This window comes from Agrobacterium sp. SUL3 (genome assembly GCF_001263295.1).
Lineage (GTDB): Bacteria > Pseudomonadota > Alphaproteobacteria > Rhizobiales > Rhizobiaceae > Agrobacterium > Agrobacterium tomkonis.
This window is the reverse complement of sequence record NZ_KQ414510.1, coordinates 117,919-134,873: the sequence shown is the minus strand read 5'-3', so window position 1 is coordinate 134,873 and position 16,955 is coordinate 117,919. Positions and strand designations below refer to the sequence as shown.

Below are 16,955 nucleotides of genomic sequence, written 5' to 3'. Positions count from 1 at the left end.
GGGCAAAGTTCAAACATGGGTCAATTTTCGATGGAAATATCCTGTGCTACCGGGTCACTTCTCAGTGGCAATCAACACCACGACAATCCCGATCTGCGTCGCGTATTCGAAGTCTCTGAGCGGCCAGTCCTTTGGGACTTGGATGACCATTACCGATGACGCAGCGGCGAAAAAGTGGTTGTGCGCTTTCATCAATCGCATAAGTGCACAGTAGGCCAAAAACCTGCGCGGACTACTGGCTAATGCTGTTGCGGCATCGCGCCGGTTAAGTTTCATAGAAAATCCGGATACCGCAGTTTGGACTTTTGCCGTTGCTTCAAGAAGATGTTCTATCGCCGCATGGAGAAGGTCATTGGGATCGGCGGCGTTCACTGGGTTTCACCTCCGATCAAGGGGCGACCTAACCGATACCATCTGTTTATCGTCCGAGCGAGTTGCCAGTGTTCGTCGACGTATACGACCTGAGTTGTCGCTGCTGTAGTTCCGTCGAGAATGTGAGGATGCCCTAAGACCTCCCCAATAATAATTGGGACCGTTCTCTTCGCATATGTCCAATCCATGACCGATACGAGTGGAGCGATGCTCTCAGGGCCGACTTGGCCAAGGGTCTCCAAGTCATCAGCTAGGCGACGATAGGTTTCAATGACTTCCTGAGCGGAGGGCATATGTGGGCGCGATGATGAGTATGGCATGAAACCTCTTAGTGATTCTGCGGAAAACGAAAACACAGGGATTTTCCGTGATGCCAAATGAATCGCATATGATGCCAAATGTCAACTATATGATGCCAGCTGAATCAATGTTGACATTCTTCAGCCATGCGGGTTTCTCGCCATATGGCGATTAATCCTTCAGCAGATGTTTTGCGCGCAGCGCGTGCTTTGGTCGGGTGGACGCAACGCGATCTTTCGGCGGTGTCGAAGGTGTCGCGTCCCACAATTAATCGCCTGGAAAATGGTGGCGCAGCGATGGTTGAAACTGTCCAGGCACTCGTCAAAACCTACGAGGCTCACGGAATTGAATTCATCGGCATTTCCACGACATCAGGCGAAGGGGTTCGCTGGAGGACACCAGCGGGACGCATCGGTGAAGACCCACAAGTTTTGAAGTCAGAGATGTAGTGGTCAATGTTTCATCGGCGTTTGGGGAATTGATACGACCTCTCTGAAGTCACTGAGAAAGCCCACCTGCGGTGGGTCCGACCGTCGCGCCACATCAGGCTGAAGCAGCTACAGCGCAATTTGGAAGCGCGCAGCTTCAGCCTGATTGCATAAGCCTGTGAGCCTGATCCTAGGGATACGTTTTGTCGATACTGGTTTCGATCGCATTTCGATCTTCCCATTGCTCTGGGGCTCATGGCCGCTTTGGGCGCCATACCGGCAGAGGCGCTTGGCCAATATGTGGTTCTCGGCGAACTCAATCTCGATGGCACCATCGGCATGGTCTCAGGCGCGCTGCCGGCGGCCATTGGTGCCAACGCTCTCGGCAAGGGCCTGATCTGCCCGGCTGAAAGCGGTCCGGAAGCGGCCTGGGCCGGAGCTGGCATCGATATTCTCGCCCCGCGCAGCCTCATAGCGCTTGCCAATCATTTTCGCGGCACACAGCTGCTTTCGCGCCCCGTGCCCGCCATCCGGACCAGTCCAGTCAATCTGCCGGACCTTGCCGATATCAAGGGGCAGGAAAGCGCCAGACGTGCGCTGGAGGTGGCAGCGGCCGGCGGTCATAATCTGCTGATGGTCGGTCCACCCGGCTCTGGCAAATCCATGCTTGCCGCCCGCCTGCCCTCCATCCTGCCACCTCTTGAGGCAGCGGAGCTGCTGGAAGTGTCCATGGTTCATTCCATCGCTGGCCAATTGTCGGGTGGCAAGCTTTCAGACCGCAGGCCGTTCCGCACGCCGCATCATTCCGCCACCATGGCGGCTTTGATTGGTGGAGGGTTGCGCGCCAGACCGGGTGAGGCCTCACTTGCCCATCACGGCGTTCTTTTTCTGGATGAATTCCCGGAATTTTCGCCCCAGGTGCTGGATGCTTTGCGCCAGCCGCTGGAGACCGGCGAATGCATCATCGCGCGGGCCAATCACCGCGTCAGCTATCCGGCGCAAATCCAGCTCGTCGCGGCGATGAACCCCTGCCGCTGCGGCATGGCGGGAGAGCCGGGCTTCACCTGCGCCAGAGGTCCGCGTTGCGTGGCCGACTATCAGGGGCGCATTTCCGGCCCGCTGATGGACCGCATCGATATCCGCATTGATGTTCCCGCCGTTTCTGCCACGGACCTCATCCGCCCCGTCGCGTCCGAGCCGAGTGCGGTGGTTGCCGCCCGTGTCGCCAGTGCCCGCCTCGCCCAGCAGGAGCGTTATGCGGCGGCGGGGTTTCCTGCCATCCGCACAAATGCCCGCTGCACGACAACCCTGATCGAAAAATATGCCGAGCCGGATGCGTCCGGGCTGCAATTGCTGCGCGATGCCGCCGAACGGTTGAAATTTTCCGCACGCGGTTATCATCGTATTCTGAAGGTCGCGCGAACATTGGCCGATCTGGACGGAAAACAGACGGTCGGCCGCATCCATGTGGCGGAAGCCGTGTCCTATCGTATCGCGGGCGAGAGGCTGCCGACAGCGGCTTGAGCCGTGATGCTTGCGCGCTTTGTTGGAAGATGCGGGGCATTCTGAAACGAATATGCCGCCAGCGGTGCCGGCGGCATAATAAACTTCGATTCTTTGGTCCGCGATCGCGCGTACCGGATGGGGTCGCTAGAGCCCAAGCCCTTCAAAAAGCGCCGTCGAGAGGTAACGTTCCGCGAAGGAAGGAACGATGACGACGATGTTCTTGCCGGCATTTTCCTCGCGCGCGCCGACCTTGATTGCCGCCGCCAATGCTGCACCCGAGGAGATGCCGACGGGCACGCCTTCGAGCCGCGCGGCAAGACGTGCGATTTCGAAAGCCTCGTCATTGGTGACGGTGACGATCTCGTCATAAATGCCGGTATCAAGGATGGCGGGCGCAAAACCGGCGCCGATGCCCTGAATCTTGTGCGGGCCGGGGTTGCCGCCGGAAAGCACCGGGCTGTCGGCGGGTTCAACCGCAATGACCTTCACCTCCGGCTTGCGGGATTTCAGAACCTGACCGGTGCCGGTGATCGTGCCGCCCGTGCCGATGCCGGAAACGAGAATGTCGACCGTCCCGTCGGTATCGTTCCAGATTTCTTCTGCCGTCGTCTTGCGGTGAATATCCGGATTGGCGGGGTTTTCGAATTGCTGCGGTATGATGGCGTCGGGCAGCGTCGCAGCCAGTTCCTGCGCCTTGGCAATTGCGCCCTTCATGCCCTTCGGGCCTTCGGTCAACACCAGTTCGGCACCGAGCAGGGCGAGCATTTTGCGGCGTTCGACTGACATGGTTTCCGGCATGGTCAGGATCAGCTTGTAGCCCTTGGCGGCGGCAGCAAAGGCGAGCGCGATGCCGGTATTGCCGGAGGTTGGCTCCACCAGCGTCGTCTTGCCGGGGGTGATCTTGCCCTGCGCTTCCAGCGCTTCGATCATGGCAACACCGATGCGGTCCTTCACGGAGGCAATGGGGTTGAAAAATTCCAGCTTGGCGAGCAGGTTGGCCTTGACGCCCTTTTCTTTCGCCAGCTTGTCCAGCCGCACGATCGGCGTATCGCCGATTGTTTCCGTAATCGAGGAATAGACGCGTCCGCGTCCGGGCTTTCTGGCTTCGGGCATGATGCTCTCCTGTATGAAGGCCACAGAATAGTGACCGCAAGATTTGAGCGGCAGAATAGGAGCAATCGCCCTGTCAGGCTAGCGAACGTTCATCCTTATATGGTCGGTTTACCGGAAAAATTTCACGATAAACCGGGTAAATGCACGAAATTATTTTAGGTGCTGCGGATGGCGATCATGGTCGCCGTTCCGGCCAGAATGCCCGCCGCCGTGCGGTTGAGGATCGTCAGCGCGCTTGGCCGTTTCAGGAGGTTGCGCGCCTTGGCTGCAAGCAGGATGTAGGGCAACAGAACGGCCATCAACACGACGAAGGTGAGGGCGAGAAGTGTCGCATATTCCGACGGGCCGATCATGCGGATGTCGATCAGCGTCGGCACCAGCGCCACATAAAACAGCATGGTTTTCGGGTTTCCGAGCGTGATCAGCAGGCCGGACAGGAAGGACATCGGCATGCTGGTGCTTTTTTTCGCCTTCAGGTCCTGCGGCAAAAGGCCGGCGGTCCACAGCTTCCAGGCGATGTAGAGGAGATAGGCCGCACCGGCGAATTTCAGAACCATGAAGGCTTCCTGAAAGGTCTGGGCCACGAAGGCCAGCCCCAGTATTACGCCGGTCAGGTAGATCATGTCGCCCAGCACCAGCCCGAGGCCCATGAAGAAGGTTTCCCGAAAGCCTGAACCCAGCGCCCGCGCCACGATGGCCGTCATGCCGGGGCCGGGAATGGCGGCGGCGATAAAAAGGGCGGTGGCATAGGCTAGAAGGGTCGTCAGTGTCATGATCATGTTTCCCGAAAATCCGCTAGATCAATAGCGAAATTGCCGGGTAAAAACAATTGATCATGCTGGTTGCGGTCAGACCCCGGTCGAACCGAAACCGCCGGCGCCGCGCGCCGTCTCGGAGGTTTCCGTCACTTCGCTCACGGCAACCTGCGTCACCGGCGCGATCACCATCTGCGCAATGCGCATGCCGCGTTCGATGGTGAAATCATCCTGTCCCAGATTGGCGAGAATGACCTTCACTTCGCCGCGATAATCGCTGTCCACCGTGCCGGGGGAGTTGAGGCAGGTGATGCCGTTCTTGATGGCAAGACCGGAGCGGGGGCGGATTTGCGCCTCGTAACCGTGCGGGACTTCGAAGATAAAGCCGGTCGGCACCAGTGCCCGTTCACCGGGTTTCAGCGTCAGCGGTTGGTCTGCAGGCACCGCGGCGCGCAGGTCCATGCCGGCAGCACCGCCGGTCTCATAGGACGGCAATTCCAGGCCTGCACCATTGGCGAGGCGGACGAGGCGAAGAGGGGGGCGATTGTCGTTTTGAACGGTCATGCGGCATTAGTTTGCGCAGATCGCGGCAAGGTCAATTGCAAATGCGGGCCTGAAACGCTAGATAGCCCGCAATTCACAGGATTTGTCAGATGGCCGAAACACTTGCCGAGGCGGTCTCCCGCCGCCGCACCTTTGCTATTATCGCGCACCCGGACGCGGGTAAGACCACGCTCACTGAAAAACTGCTGCTGTTCGGCGGAGCGATCCAGCTTGCCGGTGAAGTGAAGGCAAAGAAGGATCGCATCCAGACCCGTTCGGACTGGATGAAGATCGAGCGCGAGCGCGGCATCTCGGTTGTCACCTCGGTCATGACCTTCGAATATAACGACCGCGTCTTCAACATTCTCGATACACCCGGCCACGAAGACTTCGCCGACGATACCTACCGCACGCTGACGGCGGTGGATGCGGCGATCATGGTCATCGACGCCGCCAAGGGTATCGAGCCGCGCACGCTGAAGCTGTTTGAAGTCTGCCGCATGCGCGATATCCCGATCATCACCTTCATCAACAAGATGGACCGCGAAAGCCGCGATCCCTTCGAGATTCTGGATGAGGTCGAGGAAAAGCTTGCGCTCGATACCGCGCCGATCACCTGGCCGGTCGGACGGGCGAAAAGCTTCTGCGGCGCCTATAATCTCGCCGAAAATACCTTTCGCGGCAATGATACGCAGGTGGAAGGCCTTTCGGTCAATGGCCCGCAGGCAGTCGCCGATAGGCTGCCGGAAAACGAACGCAAGGTCTTTATCGAAGAAACGGAACTGGCGCTGGAAGCCTGCCGCCCCTTCGACCGCCAGGCGTTTCTCGAAGGTCATATGACACCGGTGTTCTTCGGTTCGGCGCTGCGCAATTTCGGTGTGCGCGACCTCATCAATGCGCTCGGCGATTTCGCGCCGCCGCCGCGCGATCAGGTGGCGGATACCCGCACCGTGCATGCGGCGGAAGACAGGATGACGGCTTTCGTCTTCAAGATTCAGGCCAATATGGACCCCAACCACCGCGACCGCATCGCCTTTGCCCGTATCTGCTCCGGCAAGCTGGAGCGCGGCATGAAGGCGCGCCTGTCGCGCACCGGCAAGCAGATGGGGCTCACCGCGCCGCAATTCTTCTTCGCCTCGCAGCGCCAGCTGGCTGATACGGCTTTTGCGGGTGATGTGGTCGGCATTCCCAACCACGGCACGCTGCGCATTGGTGATACGCTGACCGAGGGTGAAAACCTCGTCTTCCAGGGCGTTCCAAACTTCTCGCCGGAAATCCTGCGCCGCGTGCGGCTGGAAGATGCGATGAAAGCGAAGAAGCTGAAGGAAGCCCTGCAGCAGATGGCGGAAGAGGGCGTCGTACAGCTCTTCTCGCCGGAAGACGGCTCGCCAGCTATCGTCGGTGTCGTCGGCGCGCTTCAGCTTGATGTGTTGAAGGAACGGCTGATGGGCGAATACGGCCTGCCGGTCTCCTTCGAAATGTCGCGCTTTTCCGTTTGCCGCTGGATTTCCTCCGATCAGCCGGCGGAAATGGACAAGTTCCTCAACGTCAAGCGCGGCGATATCGCCCGCGATCTGGATGGCGATCCGGTGTTTCTGGCGCAGGACGCCTTCTCATTGCGCTATGAGTCCGAGCGTTTTCCGGCGATCAAGATGGTCGCGATCAAGGAATATCACGTCGCCAAGGCGGCGTGATATCAGCCGGATTGCACTTTGAATGCCAAGGGCTTAGTTTCCCGGTGAAACGGGAAACTGGTCCGGCATCATGACGCTTTCAGGCAAACATATTCTCCTCATCATCTCCGGTGGCATCGCGGCCTATAAGAGCCTCGATCTTATCCGCCGCCTGAAAGAGCGCGGCGCGAAGGTGACGCCGGTCATGACGAAGGGCGCGCAGGAGTTCGTCACGCCGCTGGCCGTTGGCGTGCTGTCGGCCACCCACGTTTTCACGGAGCTTTTTTCCAGACAGGACGAGCAGGATGTCGGCCATATCAGGCTGGCGCGTGACTGCGACCTCGTGCTGGTCGCGCCCGCCACTGCCGATTTGATGGCCAAGATGGCGCATGGCCTGGCAGACGATCTTGCCTCCACCATTCTTCTCGCGACGGATCGCAAGGTGCTGGTGGCTCCGGCAATGAACCCGAAAATGTGGACGGCGAAACCGACGCTGCGTAATGTCGAAACGCTGAAAAAAGACGGCGTGTTTTTCATAGGTCCCATGGCTGGTGAGATGGCGGAGAAGGGCGAGGCAGGTTTTGGCCGTATGGCCGAGCCATTGCAGATCGTCGAAGCCGTTGCCGCACTGCTGGATGAGGGGCCAAAGCCGCTGAAGGGCAGAACGGCCATCGTGACCTCCGGTCCCACGCATGAACCGATTGACCCGGTGCGCTACATCGCCAACCGCTCCTCGGGCAAGCAGGGCCATGCCATTGCGGCGGCTCTGGCTGAGCTGGGGGCAGAGGTCACGCTGGTCTCAGGGCCTGTCACCATCGCCGATCCCGCCGGGGTCACGACGATCCATGTCGAGTGCGCCGAAGAGATGCGCGATGCGGTAATTTCGCGGCTTCCGGTGGATATCGCCGTTATGGTCGCCGCCGTCGCCGACTGGCGGGTGACAGGTTCATCGGAACAGAAGATCAAGAAGCAGCCTGGCGATGCGCCGCCCGCGCTGCAATTGACGGAAAACCCCGATATTCTCAAAACCGTTGGTCACCACGAAAAGCGCCCGAAGATTGTGGTGGGCTTCGCCGCTGAAACGCAGGATGTCGAGAAGAACGGCCGGGCCAAGCTGGAGCGCAAGGGCGCTGATTATATTGTCGCCAATGATGTCTCGGCTGAAACCGGCATCATGGGTGGAGACCGCAACAGCGTGAAGATCATCTCGGCGGAGGGCGTCGAGGCCTGGCCGGATCTCGACAAGGCCGACGTCGCCAAACGTCTGGCTGCCCTTATCGCGGAGAAGCTCGCATGAGCCTGTTTGATCGCAAGACCTTTGACAAGGTACTCGGTGGTTGGCCGGGCGTACGTTTTGTCGATCAATGGGACTCTCACGTCGCCAAGGTGGGCGACAAGGTCTTTGCCGTGCTGGGTGAGCGGGAGGACTGGCGTCTGGTGGTGAAATGTTCGGAGGAAAGCTTCGAAATCCTCACCTCGTTGGAAGGCATCCGTCAGGCGCCTTATTTCGCCAAACGCAAATGGATATCGATCGGTGACCACTCACCGCTCGAGCGAGAGGAGCTGGAGCATTATGTGCGCCGCTCCTATGAACTTGTTGCGGCCGGCCTGACGAAGAAACTGCGCGCTGAACTGGGCATATTCTTCGACTAGAGCATTCTCGCGTTTCGGAGAAAAGCGGAAATGCTCCAACGTCACATGCCGGGCGTTTCGCCTGAATCGCCTTTCGTGTTTCGACCGATGATCTGGCGAACGCCCTCCTTGGTGAAGGGCTGAAAAAGCTGGGGCAGAAAGCCCTTCGCAATTTGCCCCTTGATGCCGATATTGGTGGAGGATGGGCGATCGGGATTGAAATAGCTGCCGAACAGCTGGTCGAATATGACGAGATTCTCGCCGTAATTGGTGTTTCCCTCGGGAAGCTCCTTGGAATGGTGCCAGCGGTGCAGCCGCGGTGTGCTGAACACATAGTCCAGCGGGCCGGTTTTCATATCGACATTGCAATGGGTCAGAATGCCGATGAAGGCGGTAACGGCGCCAAGCCACCAGAAAACGTGCAAGGGTGCGCCCATCAAATAGAGCGGAAGCTGACTGAGCGCGATCTTGAAGAGCGAGTCCGCCACATGAAAACGGCCGGTATTGACCACCCATAGCCGGACAACGCTGTGATGCAGGGCATGGAAACGCCAGAAGAACACGGTCTCATGCGCGATACGGTGCGCCCAGTAGAGGCCGAATTCAGCGATGGTGACCGCAAGTGCGACCTGAATGATCATCGGCAGATCGGAAGGCCACAGATTGAAGCGCATGGCTGCAAGCGGTTGCAGCACGTTGGCGGTCAACATCGGAAAGATTGCTCCCGCAACGGCGGCAAGCTGGACAAGGCCCTTGGTCAACAGGGTGTGGCCAATGCTGGTCGCGGTTTCACCATCGCCCTGAAGCCACTGAACCTCATAGGGGATATAACGTTCCAGGAGAAACAGGCTTAACACCGCGCCCGCATAGACGCAGAGGAACGCCATGATGGGGTGGCTGCTGTTGAAGGCGAAATAGGAGCCGGCAAGGCCGAAGAAAAACACCATGGGCCACGAACAATAGGAAAGGGCCTGTTTTACTGCCTGAGTTTTTGCCATGAATTTCAGTTCCCGTCCGGCAATCATCTATCATTCAACCAGCGACGCAACTCTCCGCAGGATCGCGGTTGCCCGTCGCTGATGCGCCCGTCCCTGCATGGATCGGTGCGCAGGGGCCGCATAGGCCGATAATAATCCCATTCCCTGCGACCATATCTGTCACTGCGTCGCAATTCCCGTTTCAGCTCGTCGCAACTGCGCGGTATGCCATCGTTTATGCTGCCGTCCGTGCAGGGGTCGTAGACCCTGTGTTGAGCCATTGCTTCCGGCACTGCGACCGGTTGAAGACTGAAGAATAGCGAACCAACCAGAAGTGTTAACAATCGCATCGGCCACCTGTTTCGTTTAGAAGATCAGGCCACTATTCTTCATTAGATTGCATGAGCATGGCATGCGGTCGTCACGTCGGCTTAATAGGCGTTTTTTGGTAACTGAGGCGCCTAGCCGTGACGCCGGGTACCTCCATTGCGGATATGTCTTAGCTGATTCGGATGGCAATATAGAGAAGCGTCAGCGCAATCACCCAGAGCGCAATCCGCCCCCATTTGGTATGGCGCGCTTCCGCCTTGCCGATAGCTTCGGCTGTCTGGGCATCGAAACGCAGGCCATTCTCGCTCATATACATCAGCTCTGAATGCAGCTTTTCCGTCTTGGCGGCGATCTCAGGTGCCGCTTCAGCAAGCTTTAGAGCGGCCTTCATGCCGTCTTTCAGATCGGTGACGATGCGCTTCGGACCGAGATTGTCCCTGATCCAGCCGCCGACGACCGGATCGGCCGCCTTCCACATGTTGAAGCGCGGGTTGAGCATGCGTGATACGCCTTCCACCACCACCATGGTCTTTTGCAGCATGACCAGTTCCGGCCGCGTTTCCATGTCGAAAAGCTCGGTCACTTCGAACAGCAGGGTCAACAGCTTGCCCATGGAGATCGTCTCGGCCGGCTGGCCATGGATCGGCTCGCCAATGGCGCGGATCGCCTGCGCGAAGCTCGCTTTATCGTGATGGCCCGGCACATAACCGGCCTCGAAATGCACCTCCGCCACCCGCATGTAATCGCGCGTGATAAAGCCGTAGAGGATTTCGGCGAGGAAGCGGCGTTCCTTTTTGCCGAGGCGTCCGGCAATGCCCATATCCACGGCGACGATCATGCCCTTGTCATCGACGAAGAGATTGCCGGGATGCATGTCGGCATGGAAAAAGCCGTCGCGCAGCGTATGCCGCAGGAAGGACTGGATCAGCGTATCGGCAAGCTCGTTCAGGTCGTGTCCCGCGGCCTTCAACCCTTCGATGTCCGACATCTTGACGCCGTCGATCCACTCCATGGTGACGACATCGCGCCCGGTGCGTTCCCAGTCGACTTCCGGAACACGGAAGCCGGGGTCGTCCCTGGTGTTTTCGGCAAGTTCGGAAAGGGCAGCGGCCTCGAGCCGCAGATCCATCTCGATCTTGGTTGTCTGCTCCAGCGTGCGTGTCACCTCGACGGGCCGCAGACGGCGGGCTGAACGGACAAAGCGCTGCTGCAGGTCGGCGATCAGATACATCGCCTCCAGATCGTTCTGGAAACGCTGGCGCACGCCGGGACGAATGACCTTGACGGCCACCTTGCGTGGTCCCTTCGGCGTATCCACCATTGCCGGATGAACCTGGGCGATGGAGGCAGCCGCGATCGGATCGCCGAATTCCCTGTAGAGGTCAGAAACCGTGCGTCCGAGCGAACCTTCGATATTAGCCTTCGCCGCTGCGGCCGGGAAAAACGCCATGCGATCCTGAAGGCTTGCAAGATCGTCGGCGAAATCGGCGCCCACCACATCCGGGCGGGTGGCCAGAAATTGGCCCATCTTCACATAAGACGGTCCAAGCCGCTCGACGGCCGTTGCCAGCCGGTCGCTACGCTGCGCCCGTTTGGCCTTGCTGCGGGCGAAGGGCTTCAGGAGTGCCTTCAGCGCTTGCGCCGGGGCAGGCAGATCGTCGGACGGCAGCGCCAGCACGACGCCTTCGCGCACGAGAACCCAGCCAACCCTTGCGAGGCGGAAATATGCGCCCAGAGTGCTCATGCTTATGCCTGTCTCCTGCTTCTGCTGGCCATGCTCTTAAAGCTTCCAGCCGGAATGCAGGGCGGCGATGCCGCCGGTGTAGTTGGTGTAGGACACACGGGAGAAGCCGGCGGTGCGGATCATCGCCGCGAAATCCTCCTGATTGGGGAATTTGCGGATCGACTCGACCAGATATTGATAGGGTTCGGCGTCGCCGGTGATCATCTTGCCGAATTGCGGAATGGCATTGAACGACCAGGCGTCATAGACGCGATCGAGCAGCGGCATTTCGACTTCTGAAAATTCCAGAACCAGCAATCGTCCGCCGCGTTTCAGCACGCGATGGGCTTCCTTCAGCGCGACATCGATGCGCGGCACATTGCGAATGCCGAATGCGACCGTATAGGCGTCGAATGTATTCGCCTCGAAGGGCAGTTCTTCGGCATTGGCCTCAACGAAGGTCAGATTGTCGGAAAGCTTCTTTTTTGCCGCGCGTTCCTCGCCGACCGCCAGCATCGAGCCGTTGATGTCGAGAACGGTGGCGTGCGCCAGACGGTTGGAGGCCTCCACAATGCGAAACGCGATGTCGCCGGTGCCACCCGCCACGTCCAGAACCCTGTAGGAGGCATCCTTGCGCGGCGAAAGCGAAGAGACCATGGCGTCCTTCCACAGCCGGTGCAGGCCCGCCGACATCACGTCGTTCATGATGTCGTAGCGCTTGGCCACCTTGTGGAAGACCTCGTTGACCAGCCCCTGCTTTTTGCCTTCGTCCACCTTGTGGAAGCCATAGGACGTTTCCATGCCGCCTTCTGCGGTCGTACGGGCGTCGGTCATCGTCTGTCTCCATATTATTGCGTGGCGGACCATAGCGGAAACGCCATGGCGACGCTATCTGTTGCCGCATCGCCTGGGCGCGACATTTCGCGTGCATTGTATAGACCACATGGTCCTAACGATAAACTGCCGGATAAGCCAGATGCCAGAATTGCCAGAAGTCGAAACTGTCAGACGCGGCCTCGCCCCCGCCATGGAAGGGGCAAGGGTTCGCAAACTCCACCTTGGCCGCCCCGATCTGCGTTTTCCGTTCCCCGAGGATTTCGCGGCGCTGATCGAAGGCAAAGCGATCATATCGCTTGGACGCCGGGCGAAATATCTTTTGATCGAACTGGAGGACGGGCTGACGATCATCGCCCATCTCGGCATGTCCGGCTCGTTCCGTATCGAGGCGGAGGCGGATGAAGCCGGCAATACGCCCGGCGCGTTTCATCATGCCCGCTCAAAGGATGGGAAGCACGACCATGTCGTCTTTCATCTGGATAAGGGAGAAGAGCGCGTCTGCGTCATCTATAATGATCCGCGCCGTTTCGGCTTCATGCATCTGGTGGAGCGCAACAAGCTCGATCTCTATCCGGCTTTTGCGGAGCTCGGGCCGGAGCCAACAGGCAATGCATTGAGCGCCGATTATCTGGCGAGCCGGTTTGAGGGCAAGAGCCAACCCTTGAAAGGCACGCTGCTGGATCAGAAGGTCATTGCCGGCCTCGGCAATATCTATGTCTGTGAGGCGCTGTGGCGCGCTCATCTTTCTCCTTTGCGGGCAGCGGGAACGCTGGTGACGACATCAGGCAAACCCAAAGCGCAGCTCACCGATCTCACGGAAAAAATCCGTGACGTGATCGCGGACGCGATCGCCGCCGGCGGCTCCTCACTGCGCGACCATATACAGACGGACGGCACGCTCGGTTATTTCCAGCATTCCTTTTCGGTCTACGATCAGGAAGGCCAGCCTTGCCGGACACCCGGCTGCGGGGGTACGGTTGAGAGAGTGGTACAGGCCGGTCGTTCGACCTTTTATTGCGCCGCCTGCCAGAAGTGACTGAGCCAAGAGTAATGGGCCGGAATAACGGAGAAGGGGAGATTGCCGTGGATTATGAAACGATACTGGTCGAGAAGCGTGATGAGGTGGGCGTCATCACGCTCAACCGCCCCAAAGCGCTCAACGCCCTTAACTCGGTGCTCCTGAAAGAGTTGCGGCACATTCTCTCTTCATTCTCCACCGATGATTCCATCGGTGCGATCATCATTACCGGCTCGGAAAAGGCATTTGCCGCAGGCGCCGACATCAAGGAGATGCAGGGGCTGGATTTTGTCGATGCCTATGTCGGTGATTTTCTCGGTGGCTGGGACGAGGTCGCGTCGACGAGGAAGCCGGTCATCGCCGCCGTTTCCGGTTTTGCGCTCGGTGGTGGCTGCGAGCTGGCGATGATGTGCGATTTCATCATCGCTTCGGAAACGGCGAAGTTCGGCCAGCCGGAGATCACCCTCGGCGTCATTCCGGGCATGGGTGGCTCCCAGCGGCTGACGCGGTCGGTGGGCAAGGCAAAGGCCATGGATCTGGTTCTGACCGGCCGCATGATGGATGCGGCAGAGGCCGAGCGTGCCGGTCTCGTCTCGCGCATCGTGCCCTCCGCAAATCTGATGGAGGAGGCGGTAGAGGCTGCGACCCGCATCGCTTCGCTGTCGCGTGCCTCGGTTCTTATGGCCAAGGAAAGCGTCAATCGCTCCTTCGAGGTGTCGCTCGCGGAAGGCCTCAGATATGAAAGGCGCTCATTTCAGTCTCTCTTTGCAACGGCGGATCAGAAGGAGGGCATGGCGGCCTTCATCGAAAAACGCAAACCGGTTTTCCGGAATCGCTAGGGGCATCGGACCGAAAAGTGTAACGCGGTTTTCGGATCATCCGATGCCTGAATAAAAATTAGAGCGGCGAAAGGATTCCGTTTTTGTCTCCGCGGCTCTAACGAGTCGGAATATCGGCGTTTTCCGCCATTTGCGCGTTGACGGGCGTGCGCTTTAGCGGTATATGCCCGCCCACGGTTAAGGAAAGCCATCCGGCTTGTCCGAAATTACTCCCGCATTCTTGGGTTAAGTGAGGTCGTTGAACGACCCGATCCTCTGGTTGCGGAATTTGGTTTGAATTCGAAGAGAGGCATACATGGCCAATACAACTTCGGCGAAAAAGGCGACCCGCAAGATCGCTCGCCGTACCGCAGTCAACAAGGCTCGCCGTTCGCGCGTTCGCGGCTTCATTCGCAAGGTCGAGGAAGCAATCGCTTCCGGCGATCTGGCTGTTGCCACCGAAGCTCTGAAGGCTGCTCAGCCCGAGATCCAGCGCGCAGCGACCCGCGGCGTTCTGCACGGCAACACCGCATCCCGCAAGGTGTCGCGTCTCGCTCAGCGCGTTAAGGCTCTTTCGGCCTAATCCGGCTAATCACAAATAACTATTCAAAAAGCCTGGTCTTTTGACCGGGCTTTTTGTGATTCTAACCGCCTGTTAATCATTCCTGCCGTAACGTGACAAACGCGTGTCAGATGGACGACAGGAAATATTAAATAAAAACAATGACTTGCCGGAGGTCTCTCGGAAAATGGGAAGCTTTCTCTACGGAAGTCGTGACGAGTTTTGAGTCAAGAAGATTTTTATTTTTTTGCCAAAACAGGCTCTCTAAAATTGCCAAAATTGAATCTCATTGATTCATAAGCGATTCTGCTTCGGGCCTTGCCCGTGATGCAAAACGGCCTTTGTGAGTCAATGGCCGATCTGAGTTTTTGCAGAAAAAACGCCATTGATCTCTCCCCACGATCCTGCCTAAATGCATTCCAACAAGGGGTGCGGATCTCAGTCCACAGATTATCTCGATGATCGTATCGACGATATTCACCTTCTTGCTGGCGGGTCTTTCGAGGTCCGTTTTCTCAGGTCATGGAGCTTTTTGCGCCGTTTCGGTCTCGGAACGGGCAGGGGTTTTTTGTCCTCAAGCATACGCCTTAGGGTTGTGGCGAAAGGAGCGTCTTTAGCGTGTCGCAGGCCTCTCCATGAGGGGGAGGGAAATGGGATAACCGGCTCGCAAACAAGTAGTAGCCTTTGATGCTCTTTCGAGGGGAGCGCTGAAGGCAGGAATAATACGAGGGGGATCTCTGGCGATCGATTTTTGATCGTCAGGCTATGATTGGCAATTTGAAAGGCGGCAATATGCAATTGAATTTGGCGATGGGTGCGGTGGCTGATGGGGACCGCGCACCGAAGGCATGTGATGCAGCTTGCTCTGATGCGGCAGGGGACAAATCGGCAATGAAGCACGATGCGCTGTTTGAGCGTTTTAGCGCGCGGCTCAAGGCACAGGTTGGTCCGGAAGTCTATGCAAGCTGGTTTGCACGGCTTAAACTCCATACCGTTTCGACAAGCGTCGTCCGCTTCACCGTTCCGACGACCTTTCTGAAGTCCTGGATCAACAACCGTTACATGGATCTGATCACCAACCTCGTCCAGAGCGAGGATCCGGATGTGTTGAAGGTGGAGATTCTTGTCCGCTCGGCCAGCCGTCCGGTTCGACCGGCGCAGGCTGACGAACGGGTGCAGCCCGCACCTGAAGTCGGTGCGGCGCCGCGCAACAAGTCCTTCATTCCGTCGCAGCCCGCGACAGCACCTGCCGTACAGCCTGCGGCAGCGCAGGCGACCCTGCGTCAGGGCGGTTCCGGGCCGTTGTTCGGTTCGCCGCTGGATACGCGCTTCACCTTCGATACGTTTGTCGAAGGCTCGTCCAACCGTGTCGCACTTGCGGCGGCAAAGACGATCGCCGAAGCCGGCGCCGGCGCCGTGCGCTTCAACCCGCTGTTCATCCATGCGGGTGTTGGTCTCGGCAAGACGCATCTTCTGCAGGCCATTGCCAATGCCGCCATCGACAGCCCGCGCAATCCGCGCGTGGTCTATCTGACGGCTGAATATTTCATGTGGCGTTTTGCGACTGCGATCCGCGACAATGATGCGCTGACGCTGAAAGACACGTTGCGCAATATCGATCTGCTCGTCATCGACGACATGCAGTTCCTGCAGGGCAAGATGATCCAGCACGAATTCTGCCACCTGCTGAACATGCTGCTCGACAGCGCCAAGCAGGTCGTGGTTGCGGCCGATCGTGCACCGTGGGAGCTGGAATCGCTCGATCCGCGTGTGCGGTCCCGTCTTCAGGGCGGCATGGCGATCGAGATCGAAGGTCCCGATTACGACATGCGTTACGAAATGCTCAACCGTCGTATGGGTTCGGCGCGCCAGGACGACCCGTCTTTCGAGATTTCGGACGAAATCCTGACCCACGTGGCCAAAAGCGTGACGGCAAGCGGACGCGAGCTTGAAGGCGCCTTCAACCAGCTGATGTTCCGGCGCTCTTTTGAGCCGAACCTCTCGGTTGACCGTGTTGACGAGCTGCTGTCGCACCTCGTAGGAAGCGGTGAAACCAAGCGCGTGCGCATCGAGGATATTCAGCGCATCGTCGCCAGACACTATAATGTGTCGCGACAGGAGCTGGTGTCCAACCGCCGCACCCGTGTCATCGTCAAGCCGCGCCAGATCGCCATGTATCTGGCTAAGATGCTGACGCCGCGCTCCTTCCCCGAGATCGGTCGCCGTTTTGGCGGTCGCGACCACACCACGGTTCTCCACGCGGTGCGCAAGATCGAGGAACTGATTTCCGGCGATACCAAGCTCGGCCACGAGGTTGAGCTGCTGAAACGCCTGATCAACGAAAACAACGCATGAAAAAAGCGGCCTC

Annotated in this window: 15 protein-coding genes and 1 pseudogene; 9 read left to right on the top strand and 7 right to left on the bottom strand. The window is 58.6% G+C overall.

Annotated features, from left to right (window positions below):
• Nucleotides 1–54 precede the first annotated feature (54 nt).
• Entirely contained in the window at nt 55–372 is a 318-nt protein-coding gene (locus AKG12_RS21125; RefSeq protein WP_052820303.1) for a hypothetical protein, read from the bottom strand.
• A 464-nt stretch (nt 373–836) separates the two neighbouring features.
• On the opposite strand from AKG12_RS21125, the gene AKG12_RS29560 reads away from it, so the two are divergent.
• Entirely contained in the window at nt 837–1,121 is a 285-nt protein-coding gene (locus AKG12_RS29560; RefSeq protein ID WP_285277772.1) for a helix-turn-helix domain-containing protein, read from the top strand.
• Between the two features lie 201 nt (nt 1,122–1,322).
• Nucleotides 1,323–2,624, top strand: a pseudogene (locus AKG12_RS21120) (YifB family Mg chelatase-like AAA ATPase); the annotation flags it as partial.
• Between the two features lie 126 nt (nt 2,625–2,750).
• On the opposite strand, the gene cysK reads toward AKG12_RS21120, so the two are convergent.
• From cysK to dut, 3 genes are all read right to left on the bottom strand, one after another.
• Nucleotides 2,751–3,719, bottom strand: a complete 969-nt coding sequence (cysK, locus tag AKG12_RS21115; protein ID WP_046799306.1) for a cysteine synthase A — start codon at nt 3,717–3,719, stop codon at nt 2,751–2,753.
• Between the two features lie 155 nt (nt 3,720–3,874).
• Nucleotides 3,875–4,492, bottom strand: coding sequence for a LysE family translocator (locus AKG12_RS21110; protein WP_046799448.1), 618 nt, complete (start codon nt 4,490–4,492; stop codon nt 3,875–3,877).
• Between the two features lie 75 nt (nt 4,493–4,567).
• Complete coding sequence (gene dut / locus AKG12_RS21105) at nt 4,568–5,038, bottom strand: dUTP diphosphatase (RefSeq protein ID WP_052820302.1); 471 nt, start codon at nt 5,036–5,038, stop codon at nt 4,568–4,570.
• An 89-nt stretch (nt 5,039–5,127) separates the two neighbouring features.
• Between dut and AKG12_RS21100 the strand changes: the two genes are divergently transcribed.
• From AKG12_RS21100 to AKG12_RS21090, 3 genes are all read left to right on the top strand, one after another.
• Entirely contained in the window at nt 5,128–6,711 is a 1,584-nt protein-coding gene (locus AKG12_RS21100; RefSeq protein ID WP_052820301.1) for a peptide chain release factor 3, read from the top strand.
• Nucleotides 6,712–6,781: 70 nt separating this feature from the next.
• Nucleotides 6,782–7,987, top strand: a complete 1,206-nt coding sequence (coaBC, locus tag AKG12_RS21095; RefSeq protein ID WP_052820300.1) for a bifunctional phosphopantothenoylcysteine decarboxylase/phosphopantothenate--cysteine ligase CoaBC — start codon at nt 6,782–6,784, stop codon at nt 7,985–7,987.
• The gene (locus tag AKG12_RS21090) at nt 7,984–8,343 is read left to right on the top strand and encodes an MmcQ/YjbR family DNA-binding protein (protein ID WP_046799310.1); all 360 of its coding nucleotides are present in this window, start codon (nt 7,984–7,986) and stop codon (nt 8,341–8,343) included. The genes coaBC and AKG12_RS21090 overlap by 4 nt, the downstream gene beginning before the upstream one ends.
• Nucleotides 8,344–8,384: 41 nt before the next feature.
• Here the strand turns inward: AKG12_RS21090 and olsE are convergent, their stop codons facing one another.
• The 3 genes from olsE to ubiE all read right to left on the bottom strand — a co-directional run bounded on the left by olsE (nt 8,385) and on the right by ubiE (nt 12,186).
• Entirely contained in the window at nt 8,385–9,320 is a 936-nt protein-coding gene (olsE, locus tag AKG12_RS21085) for an ornithine lipid hydroxylase OlsE (RefSeq protein WP_046799449.1), read from the bottom strand.
• Between the two features lie 478 nt (nt 9,321–9,798).
• Nucleotides 9,799–11,373: a 2-polyprenylphenol 6-hydroxylase gene (ubiB, locus tag AKG12_RS21080; protein WP_046799311.1), complete on the bottom strand. Its 1,575-nt coding sequence runs from the start codon at nt 11,371–11,373 to the stop codon at nt 9,799–9,801.
• A 36-nt stretch (nt 11,374–11,409) separates the two neighbouring features.
• Nucleotides 11,410–12,186, bottom strand: coding sequence for a bifunctional demethylmenaquinone methyltransferase/2-methoxy-6-polyprenyl-1,4-benzoquinol methylase UbiE (gene ubiE, locus AKG12_RS21075; RefSeq protein WP_046799312.1), 777 nt, complete (start codon nt 12,184–12,186; stop codon nt 11,410–11,412).
• Nucleotides 12,187–12,328: 142 nt separating this feature from the next.
• Here ubiE and mutM point away from each other — a divergent pair, with 142 nt between their 5' ends.
• From mutM to dnaA, 4 genes are all read left to right on the top strand, one after another.
• Nucleotides 12,329–13,225, top strand: coding sequence for a bifunctional DNA-formamidopyrimidine glycosylase/DNA-(apurinic or apyrimidinic site) lyase (gene mutM, locus AKG12_RS21070; protein WP_052820299.1), 897 nt, complete (start codon nt 12,329–12,331; stop codon nt 13,223–13,225).
• A 47-nt stretch (nt 13,226–13,272) separates the two neighbouring features.
• On the top strand, nt 13,273–14,046 hold the full coding sequence (locus AKG12_RS21065) for an enoyl-CoA hydratase (RefSeq protein WP_052820298.1): 774 nt from the start codon (nt 13,273–13,275) through the stop codon (nt 14,044–14,046).
• 295 nt (nt 14,047–14,341) lie between these two features.
• The gene (gene rpsT, locus AKG12_RS21060; RefSeq protein ID WP_003493474.1) at nt 14,342–14,608 is read left to right on the top strand and encodes a 30S ribosomal protein S20; all 267 of its coding nucleotides are present in this window, start codon (nt 14,342–14,344) and stop codon (nt 14,606–14,608) included.
• Between the two features lie 870 nt (nt 14,609–15,478).
• Entirely contained in the window at nt 15,479–16,942 is a 1,464-nt protein-coding gene (gene dnaA, locus AKG12_RS21055; RefSeq protein WP_285277771.1) for a chromosomal replication initiator protein DnaA, read from the top strand.
• The last annotated feature ends 13 nt before the right edge of the window (nt 16,943–16,955 follow it).